The organism is Occallatibacter sp. (assembly GCF_049802275.1).
Taxonomy (GTDB): Bacteria; Acidobacteriota; Terriglobia; order Terriglobales; family Acidobacteriaceae; genus Telmatobacter.
Genome location: NZ_JBARMD010000040.1, coordinates 1 through 9,316, shown reverse-complemented (window position 1 = coordinate 9,316; position 9,316 = coordinate 1). Strand labels below are relative to the sequence as shown.

General features: G+C 58.3%; 10 protein-coding genes. 3 read left to right on the top strand and 7 right to left on the bottom strand.

Going from position 1 to position 9,316, the window contains the following annotated elements; translation table 11 throughout:
• The coding region (locus WA354_RS01200; RefSeq protein WP_472811183.1) for a PA14 domain-containing protein at positions 1-465 on the top strand (465 nt) is incomplete at its 5' end.
• 148 nt (positions 466-613) lie between these two features.
• Positions 614-1,381, top strand: coding sequence for a VOC family protein (locus WA354_RS01195; protein WP_472811182.1), 768 nt, complete (start codon positions 614-616; stop codon positions 1,379-1,381).
• Positions 1,382-1,458: 77 nt separating this feature from the next.
• Here the strand turns inward: WA354_RS01195 and WA354_RS01190 are convergent, their stop codons facing one another.
• The 6 genes from WA354_RS01190 to tsaB all read right to left on the bottom strand — a co-directional run bounded on the left by WA354_RS01190 (position 1,459) and on the right by tsaB (position 5,868).
• Positions 1,459-2,484 (bottom strand): Asd/ArgC dimerization domain-containing protein, encoded by a 1,026-nt coding sequence (locus WA354_RS01190; RefSeq protein ID WP_472811181.1) that lies wholly within the window; start codon positions 2,482-2,484, stop codon positions 1,459-1,461.
• 23 nt (positions 2,485-2,507) lie between these two features.
• Positions 2,508-3,425 (bottom strand): CDP-alcohol phosphatidyltransferase family protein, encoded by a 918-nt coding sequence (locus tag WA354_RS01185; RefSeq protein WP_472811180.1) that lies wholly within the window; start codon positions 3,423-3,425, stop codon positions 2,508-2,510.
• Positions 3,412-4,122, bottom strand: a complete 711-nt coding sequence (locus tag WA354_RS01180) for a phosphatidylserine decarboxylase family protein (protein WP_472811179.1) — start codon at positions 4,120-4,122, stop codon at positions 3,412-3,414. Before WA354_RS01180 ends, WA354_RS01185 begins: the two co-directional genes overlap by 14 nt.
• Positions 4,123-4,250: 128 nt before the next feature.
• Positions 4,251-4,460, bottom strand: coding sequence for a YdcH family protein (locus WA354_RS01175; protein WP_472810188.1), 210 nt, complete (start codon positions 4,458-4,460; stop codon positions 4,251-4,253).
• A gap of 146 nt (positions 4,461-4,606) precedes the next feature.
• Positions 4,607-5,107: a ribosomal protein S18-alanine N-acetyltransferase gene (gene rimI / locus WA354_RS01170; protein ID WP_472811178.1), complete on the bottom strand. Its 501-nt coding sequence runs from the start codon at positions 5,105-5,107 to the stop codon at positions 4,607-4,609.
• Entirely contained in the window at positions 5,104-5,868 is a 765-nt protein-coding gene (gene tsaB, locus WA354_RS01165; protein WP_472811177.1) for a tRNA (adenosine(37)-N6)-threonylcarbamoyltransferase complex dimerization subunit type 1 TsaB, read from the bottom strand. The genes rimI and tsaB overlap by 4 nt, the downstream gene beginning before the upstream one ends.
• Before the next feature lie 126 nt (positions 5,869-5,994).
• Here tsaB and WA354_RS01160 point away from each other — a divergent pair, with 126 nt between their 5' ends.
• Positions 5,995-7,584 (top strand): DHA2 family efflux MFS transporter permease subunit, encoded by a 1,590-nt coding sequence (locus tag WA354_RS01160; protein ID WP_472811176.1) that lies wholly within the window; start codon positions 5,995-5,997, stop codon positions 7,582-7,584.
• A 935-nt stretch (positions 7,585-8,519) separates the two neighbouring features.
• Here the strand turns inward: WA354_RS01160 and WA354_RS01155 are convergent.
• The coding region (locus WA354_RS01155) for a trans-sulfuration enzyme family protein (RefSeq protein WP_472811175.1) at positions 8,520-9,316 on the bottom strand (797 nt) is incomplete at its 5' end.

Below are 9,316 nucleotides of genomic sequence, written 5' to 3'. Positions count from 1 at the left end.
CCGCACTCCTTCTGCGGCGACGTTTACGAGTTGCTGGAGACATCAGACCATTTGCCGGACTTCCGTGAACTTGATCCCATCGGGTCCGTATATACATCGTCACTCGATGTTCCGAATCAGGTCTTTTCGAACACAGCCGGCATTCCAGGTGTGACCCCACGCACCAACCTCTTCGGCATCGACTACCACGCCTCCCTCTGGGTGCACATTCCCGGCGAGTATCGCTTCCGGATGGCCTCTGACGATGGAGCCATTCTACAAATCGACGATGAGACGATCATCAACCTTGACGGATTACATCAAGTCAATGAATCCTCCGCCAGAATCAACCTGGAAACAGGTCTCCACACAATCCACGTTCCGTACTATCAAGGCGCGGTCGATTCTGTTGCCCTCGAATTGTGGGTCAAACCGCCCGATGCAAAGGACTGGATCCTCTTCGACTTGAACGACTACCTTCCGTGAAGTCCGACAATTAAATCGCCATCGCGGTCGTCTTTCGTCACATTTAACTCAGCAGCGGTTGACACAGCCGCTCTTACGTTGATATCAACAACTCCTGATCATTGGACTCCGCGCACGAGTGGAATCCAGCAAAGAGGAGAATCACGCCATGTTTTCCCCCAAAGGCAAATTCAGCTGGTACGAACTCATGACCAGCGATACAAAAGCGGCTGGCAAGTTCTATTCCGACGTCGTCGGATGGGTCACCCGCGAAATGCCCAGCGGTGATGGCACGCCATACACCACCTTCAACATCGGTGACGCAGGCATTGCCGGCATGTTGAACATCCCCGGGCACACTGCCTGGATCGGCTACATATCAGTCGATGACGTCGACGCTCACATCGAGAAAATCGTCGAAGCAGGCGGCAAGCTCTGGCGACCTGCAACTGATATCCCCGGCATGCTTCGCTTCGCAGTCCTGTCCGATCCCCAGGGCGCCGCGATTGTCGTCTTCACTCCCAATCCCGCTATGCCTTCCCCCGTACGACCTGTGCCACCCGCTCCCGGAACCATCGGCTGGCACGAACTCTACACCACCAGCGTCGAAGCCGGATTTGATTTCTACCACAAGCTGTTCGGCTGGAACAAGGTCAGCGATATGGACATGGGCGCGATGGGAATTTATCGCCTCTTTGATGAGGGTGACCACAAGGAGATGGGCGACGGAGGCATGATGACCAAAACGCCCAATGTTCCCGTGTCCTGCTGGAACTTCTATTTCAACGTAGATTCCATCGGTGCGGCAGCTGGACGCGTCAAAGCCGGCAGCGGGAATGTCCTGAATGGTCCCATGCAAGTGCCTGGGGGTGGCTGGATCATCAACTGCCAGGACCCTCAGGGAGCCATGTTCTCCCTCTTAAGCACCAAAGAATAACCCCTCGAAATTTCCGAGTGCGTCACGCTTGCCGCGCATTTGCGGAAAGGGTGGCGCCTCAATCAGCGCGAAAGCTTCTACTGCACGGTTCCCTGCGGCCTGAGCCGTCGCAGGTCCAGCGCGCACTCCACCGCATTCTGCGCATATAGCCGCAGATTGTCAGAAGCCGCCCACAGCCATACGCGCGCCGATTCATTCGCATTGCGCAAACCTGGCTCCAGTTTCAGCCGCACCAGCACATCATTCTGCCCCGTCGCCGACAGGTTCGAAGGCGAATCCGTATCCTCGAGCACCAGGTCAACATGATCGCCGCTGAATGCATCTTCCAGCAGCGACAGATCCACCGGCCGTTCCAGTTCCGCAAAGATGGAAAAGCCATGACCGTGAAACACCGGCGCGCTGATCGTCTGAATAGCCAGGGCGGGCAGGCGTCTTCCAGCCAGCGCGCTGTACTGGCGACGAATCCGGGAGTCCATCGCGTTCATGTTGACCCGGGCGTTCTCCCCGAATCCGCAGAGCAGGTTGTATGCCAATTGGGCATCGAATGTTGTCCGCGGAATTGACTGGAAGCTCAGCAGGTTCACCGTCTGCTGGTGCAGTTCGTCCATCGCCGCGCGACCGAACTCGCTCGCCGGCAGCATCACTGTCGCCGCTGCATCCCGCACCGGCGCAGCCTGAAGTAGCCGCTCCATCAAGAGCGCGAGGGCTAGTGCCGCAGGGTGCGCAGGAACCACAGCCGGCGTAAACAAATCTGCGGCAACATCCGGTTCTCCCACCCAGGGCGAGCGCACCAGCACGCCCGCCTCCTGGTCAAGCGCACCGGAGAGATCCAGCACCGTCGAACCCGCCCGCAGCGCTTCGCGCCAGAACTTGCGCGTCAGGCTCTCGGTTCCGCAAAAGAACGTGAAGTCCACATGCTCAAAGGCGTCCGCAGTAATTGCCTGAACAAACGTGACCTCGTCGCCAACCTGATCGAGCTGGCCAAGCCCCTCTTCTTCATCAAACAGCGCCACATCCGACGCTGCAAGCGATGACTCCGAAAGGGCGTCTTTCAGTTCCTTGCCCAGCAACGTCGAGGCTCCAACAATCGCAATCTTGTACACAGGCTTCCTTCTCGTCGTTTAGCTCATGAGCGATGCGGGTCGGGATCCGGATTTGAGCTTTCAGGCAGTCTTGACGCATCGATATTCTGCCCATGGCGCCGCCGCCGCGACCATCCATATGCCGCACGCGCCCAGATGCCCGAAAACATGTAGACGAGCGCGATCGCAAACAATACTACCTGCGAAAATCGCAGCATGATGTAAAGCACGATCGCCATCACAAAAATCAGCCGGAAAGGATGACTCTGGCTGAGATCGATTTCCTTGCCCGACCAGAAGCGCCACGTACTCACCATCAGAAATCCGGCCAGACCGACAAGCAACAGCCACGGAATCGCAACCCACCACGCCTGCACGGGAATACCATAAAAAAAGTGCACCGTCGCCGCCAGCAATCCCGCTGCTGCGGGAATTGGCATTCCTACGAAATACTTCCGATCTGGTCTGCCCGGATTTCTCGGCTTCGGATCGTGGCTGATGTTGAATCGCGCCAACCGCGAGGCCCCCCCAATCAGAAACAGGAAGCAAAGAAACGCTCCAGCCTGGACCAGATGCTGCCGTAGCTGCGCATTGATCGTGTCGGGCAGAAAATGAAAGCCCCACACAAACGCCAGCAAACTCGGCGCCACCCCAAACGTAATCACATCCGCTAACGAATCCAGTTCCCGCCCAAAATCACTGGCCGTGTTGGTCATGCGCGCAATACGCCCGTCCAGCGAATCAAATGGAATGGCGATCAAGATGGCAATCGCCGCCCAATCGAGGTGCATCTGCGCCCCGTTTGTCAGCGCGCTGCTGCTGGCAGCTTCAATCGTCTGCGTGATTGCAAAATAGCCGGCTCCAATGTTCATCGCCGTGAATAACGACGGCAGAATGAACATGCCGCGCCGCAGACGCGCCCTGTTCTTGGCCCTGGCGAGTGCAGTATCAGCGGAGTTCAACGTCGTCTCCTTCTGTATTCTCCGGCTCTGCGCTTGCCCTGGCTATCTTTCTCTGTGTCGTCACTCCGACCGCAAGCTCCGATTCCGGCATCTCCGCGATAATCGAAGAGCCGCCCTTCACGCGCTGCCCCGTCTTCACGCGAATCTCCGCCTCGGCCGGAAGAATTATGTCCGTGCGCGAACCAAATTTGATGAGCCCCACACGCTGTCCGCGCTCCACTCGTTCTCCAGCGCCATGATTGAAGACGATTCGCCGTGCAATCAGCCCCGCAATCTGCTTGAAAACGATCTCCATCCCCTCGCCATGCACCGTCACAATGTTCTGTTCGTTGCGGTCGGCGCTCTCCTCGTTCATCGCATTCAGAAATTTTCCTTTCTGATAGCGAACAGCGGTGATCTCCCCGGCGATGGGCGAGCGGTTCACATGCACATCAAAGACATTGAGAAAAATGCTTACGCGTTGGCGGGGCCCCTGCGGCGTTTCGATCCGCACCGTCTCGGTCACAAGCCCGTCGGCGGGCGACACCACGAGTCCTTCACCTTTGGGAATAGCACGCTGGGGATCTCGGAAAAACCAGAGAAAGAAAGCGGCCAGAAGAACTGGCACTATGCTCCATACCCATGTACCTGTAGCCCAGGCCAGCACTCCCGCGACTGCCAGCAGACTCAAACCGTAGATGTAACCGTCACGAACCATTGTCCCTAACGATTATACGGTTGAATTGGACACGGGTATATCGACAGCAGACTCTCGTCCTGTGCGCGGCTTGAACCGGGCGGCTCAGCCGTTCCTGTCATCGTCCTGCGAACCGAAGTTCTGAAACTCTATGCGATTGCCGGGGCCCGATGCTCGAGAGCGTAAATCAGGTCCTTGGCGTGCAGTTTCAGCTTCTTCAGGCGTACTTCTTCGAGTTCCTCATCGGTAGAGAGATAAGGCTTCTGAAGCAACTCCTCCAACCGCTGAGCGTAGCGACGATGTTCGGCCTGGAGACGACCAATTTCTTCGCTCAGCGTCGAGTCATTTATTTCATCCATCAAGCACCTCCGTGGGTTCTTAACCCAATATCTATAATCCTCCCAAACGCAATCGGCAAGCGGGAAGACCCAGGAAAATACCTCCGATCTGTGGATTTCTTCACCGTGACGCAACTGGTGTGACAAGAATCACAGTTCGATCCTGGTCATACGCCGATTTGCCCCTGCTCCGGCGGCTTGCAGAGCTTCAACCTCATTAGGATGGCATCCTCAACCGGCTCATCGTAATAGCCGTACCGACGTCCCTCCTCTACAAATCCAAGCGAGGTGTAAAAGGCTAACGCCGACTGATTTGATTCCCTCACTTCAAGCAGCACCTCGCGCACTTGGCACTGGCCGAGTTCGCCTGCCAAAAACCCAAACAGGCGTCGCGCCACCCCTCGCCGCTGGTATGCTGCCGAAACCGCGATCGACTCCAATTCAGCTTCGGGAGGCACCAGGCTGGCAACGACAAAGCCCGCCAAGCCACCCGTTTCCGGATCTTCTGCGACCAGGGCAACGCGTTGGGGAAAAGAAGAATCGAGTACGGCCTCATAGGCCCGGCGCGGCCACTGCGGCGCATGATCCACTCCTGCTGCAATCTCCACAAGCCGATCGAGATCCGCTTCCACCATCGAACGAATGCGGAAACTCGAATCGCCGCTCATACGTGCCGTGCCTTCGCCGTACTCGGATCGCCGAAGATCTCTGCATCCGAACGCCGCAAATAGAACCCATCCAGCAGCGCCAGGTCCGCGAATTCCCCGGCCAGAATCGCCGGCACGCACGTGCGAATCGCATCCGTCGCTGTGGGCGCCTCGGACCGTATCAGTTCAGTCCCTTGCCACACCGATTCCAGCAGCGTAGCCGCTTCGTCGTCGCATACTGCTACCCTGGTCGGCGCAGGATTGATCTCCATCAGCTCCTCGGCTCCCGCGAGCAACTGTTGCGCGCCCCCCTCCCGCCCCGCCAGCCGCAGAAATACCTCATGCCGGTGCGCATCGAGTGACGCAGAGGGCACGCCAACCTTCGCCGCCAGCACCTCGAGCCGCGACACCACAACCACGGGGGTCTTGCCGGGCTCAGCCAGTCCTTTTACCGCGCTCAACCCTACCCGGACCCCGGTAAAGCTCCCCGGCCCATGCACGACGGCTATCGCGCCCACATCCGCCAGCCTCGCTTCATGTTTCGTTAGAAGCTCAGCTATCGCCGCAACCAGCGTTGCCGAGTACGTCCTCCCCGCGAGTGTCACCTGTCCTAGAATCTCCGCCGACTGTCCAATATCCCACGCCGTCTGCCCAGAAATCTGTGCCGTTGACATCTCAAGCCGCGCCAAGGCGACCGATCCCGACGGCCCGCATGTATCCACTCCAAGCACCAACAGACCGGCCCCCGGCCGAAACTCCGCAACTGATTGACTTGCTGGCATCTCCCTCTCAGGATTACACACCGCTGCCGTCCCCTCAGCCGCCCCGATTCCGGTAATCTGGTGGAAGCACCCCCATGCTGCCAACGGCGGCTAAACGAAGCATTTTCGACCCCGAAAGGAAGAGGCGTGGCCGCCGCGGCGACAACCACATTCCATGACACATGGCGACCCCGTGCCAACCCCTGGGTCATCGCCATCACCGTCACGATGGCCACGTTCATGGAGGCGCTCGATACCTCCATCGCCAATGTCGCCATGGTCCACATCGGCGGCTCGCTCTCGGCCAGTCCCGACGAAGCCACATGGGTGCTCACCAGCTACCTTGTCGCCAATGCCATGGTGCTGCCCATCAGCGGCTGGATCGCCAACCGCATCGGCCGCAAGCGCTTCTACATGAGCTGTGTCTTCCTGTTCACGCTCGCCTCGTTCCTGTGCGGCATCGCGCCAACTCTCGGAGTACTGGTTTTCTGCCGCGTCCTGCAAGGTGCAGCAGGCGGCGGCCTCCAGCCCAGCGAGCAGTCCATTCTCGCCGACACCTTCCCTCCGCAAAAGCGCAGTATGGCCTTTGCCATGTACGGCGTCGCGGTGGTCATGGCCCCGGTTCTCGGCCCAACCGTCGGCGGGTGGATCGTCGACAACTACAGCTGGCGTTGGATCTTCTTCCTGAACATTCCGGTTGGCATCCTGTCGCTCTACCTCACCAATCGCGTGGTTGAAGACCCGCCATATCTCGCCGAAATCCGCAAGCGTCGCGAGGGCGTGGACTACTGGGGCCTCGGGCTTCTCATCATAGCCATCGGCGCTCTCCAGATCATGCTCGACAAGGGCCAGGAAGACGACTGGTTCAGCTCCCGCTTCATCATCACACTCGCCATCACCTCCACCATCGGCCTCGCGCTCTTCTTCTGGCGCGAACTCTCCATCGATCACCCCATCCTCGATCTGCGTCTCTTCAAGCGACGAAATGTAGCGACCACGCAGCTCGTCATGTTCATGGTCGGACTGTCGCTCTACTCCTCGACCGTGCTGATCCCCCAGTTCCTGCAGGAGATCATGGGCTACTCTGCGCGCCAGGCCGGCATGGCCGTCTCTTCCGGTGGACTGGTGCTGATGTTTCTCTTCCCCGTTGCCGGCGCCCTTGCGCCCAAATTCGACCCCCGCAAGCTGGTTGCCATGGGCTTCGTGGTCACCACGTTTGGTCTCTGGCGCATGACGGAGATCAATCTCAACATCAGCTTCGGTATGGCCGTGAGCTGGCGTGCCGTAATCGCTCTCGGCCTTCCCTTCCTGTTCATTCCCATCAATACCCTCTGCTACGCAGGGATCCCACAGGAGAAATACAACGAGGTCAGCGGACTCACTGCGCTCATGCGCAATCTCGGAGGAAGCGTCGGCATCAGCTTCGTCACCACGTTGCTAGCCCGCCTTAGCCAGAAGCATCTCGCCATGCTGGTGCCGAAGGCCGCAGCGGGAAATCCGGCGTATGACCAGATGCGTGCCGGCCTCGCCGGCGCATGGGTGCAGCGCGGCTCAGCCATGCCCGACGCCATCTACCACGCCGGCGCACAGATCTACGGCATGGCCCTGGTCCAGGGACGCCTTCTCGCCTACGTAGATGTCATCTGGGTAATGGTCGCCGTAACCGCAGTCCTGATCCCGCTGCCATTCGTGATGAACCGCCCCCAAAAACTCCCCGCCGCCCCCATAGGCCACTAAAACGATCCACCGCTTCCTATTCAAAACCTCCCGCTCCGCACTCAATTCGTCATCCTGAGCGACCAACGGGAGTCGAAGGACCTGCAGCTGCTTTTTCTTCCCTCACCAAACAATCGTGGCGCTTTTCAACACACAGTTTTCCAGGAACGATTCCTCGAGCAGTCGCCTGTTCCCCATCCATGCGCGTTCTTTGCGCATGAGTGGGAAAGCAACAACCCAGGTACCCGTAAACGCAGAAAGCCGGGTGCCCCATTCATGCGCGCTTTCTGCGCATGAGTGGGAAACCACGAACCCAGCAGTCACTCCTTGCGCATAAGCGGGAAAGCAAGAACCCAGGTACCCCCTAAACGCGGGAAGCCGGGTGCCCCATTCATGCGCGCTTTCTGCGCATGAGTGGGAAACGACGAACCCAAACCGAAAGGTGGACAGGTCGGAAACAGAGCGCAGGCTCGCAAACATGCTTGCTCATTCTCTAACTGCCCGTCACAACTGATGCCATTAGTCAATGAGGCGACCTGCGGGATTCTCGAAGATACGCGCAGCGAGTGATTATTCAGATCTATGTCTCAAAGGCTTGTCCCTCCATGGGAGAATGTCTGTCAAGTCCGAACACCTTCGTTCATCCCCTAAGCACATGATTCTTCATCGGAAATTCCTGCTCCGCATTTGCAGGTAATTTCCGGCCAAATTGCTACCCTTGAACAAGTGAATCAGGGATGGCAATTCTCCAGCACGATCCGGAAATGCCAGTCGATCTAAGTCCTTTAACAGCAAATTTCTACGGCTAAGTGCTTTGGTTGGAAATATCTGGCGGCCAGCCTCCCTCGCAAGCCACTGAAAACAGGATATTTCTCTAAAGAGACGGGGGGTGGGGGGTATATGCCGCAACCAAATGGTTGCATATTTCTGCTCCTGTCGCGCGCTCCAGCCTCGCCCTATACCGCAGCCAGCGCCTGCTCCAGGTCCGCAATCAAATCATCCTTGTCCTCGATGCCGATCGAAAGCCGCACCAGTCCCTGCGTGATCCCAACCTTCTCGCGTTCCGCATCCGTAAGAGCAAAATGCGTCGTCGTCGCCGAATGCGAAGCCAGCGACTCCACCCCGCCCAGCGACTCCGCATTCAAGAACAACTTCAGCGCGCCGAGAAATCTCCCCGCGGCATCGCGCGATCCCAGATCGAAGCTCATCATCGATCCGAATCCGCGCTGCTGCTTCTTCGCCAGCTCATGTTGCCGATGGCTCTTCAATCCCGGATACGCAAGCCGCGTTAACTTCGGCTGCATCGACAAAAACTCCGCCACCGCGCGGCCATTCTCTTCGTGCTGCTTCATGCGCAGCGGAAGAGTTTTAATCCCGCGCAGCACCAGGAAGCACTCGAACGGCGACAGGATTCCGCCCGCCGCCTTCTGCACCAGCAAAAACCGGTCCTTATGTTCCGGCTTCGATCCAATCAGCGCGCCGCCCAACCCATCCGAGTGTCCATTCAAAAACTTCGTCGTCGAATGCATCACAACATCCGCACCCAGCGCCAGCGGACTCTGCAGCGCCGGAGACATGAACGTGTTATCCACGCTCACTTCCACGCCATGCGCGTGCGCAATCTCGCACACCGCCGCAATATCCGTCAGCACCATCAGCGGATTGGTTGGCGTCTCAATGTGCATCAGCTTTGTATTCGGCTTGATCGCCGCCTTCACCGCATCCAAATCCGCCGTATCCACATATTGGATCT

Coding starts and splice junctions, on each gene's coding strand:
- WA354_RS01195 (WP_472811182.1), top strand. CDS start 614: ATGTTTTCCCCCAAAGGCAAATTCAGCTGGTACGAACTCATGACCAGC.
- WA354_RS01180 (WP_472811179.1), bottom strand. CDS start 4,122: ATGGTTCGTGACGGTTACATCTACGGTTTGAGTCTGCTGGCAGTCGCG.
- WA354_RS01175 (WP_472810188.1), bottom strand. CDS start 4,460: ATGGATGAAATAAATGACTCGACGCTGAGCGAAGAAATTGGTCGTCTC.
- rimI (WP_472811178.1), bottom strand. CDS start 5,107: ATGAGCGGCGATTCGAGTTTCCGCATTCGTTCGATGGTGGAAGCGGAT.
- tsaB (WP_472811177.1), bottom strand. CDS start 5,868: ATGCCAGCAAGTCAATCAGTTGCGGAGTTTCGGCCGGGGGCCGGTCTG.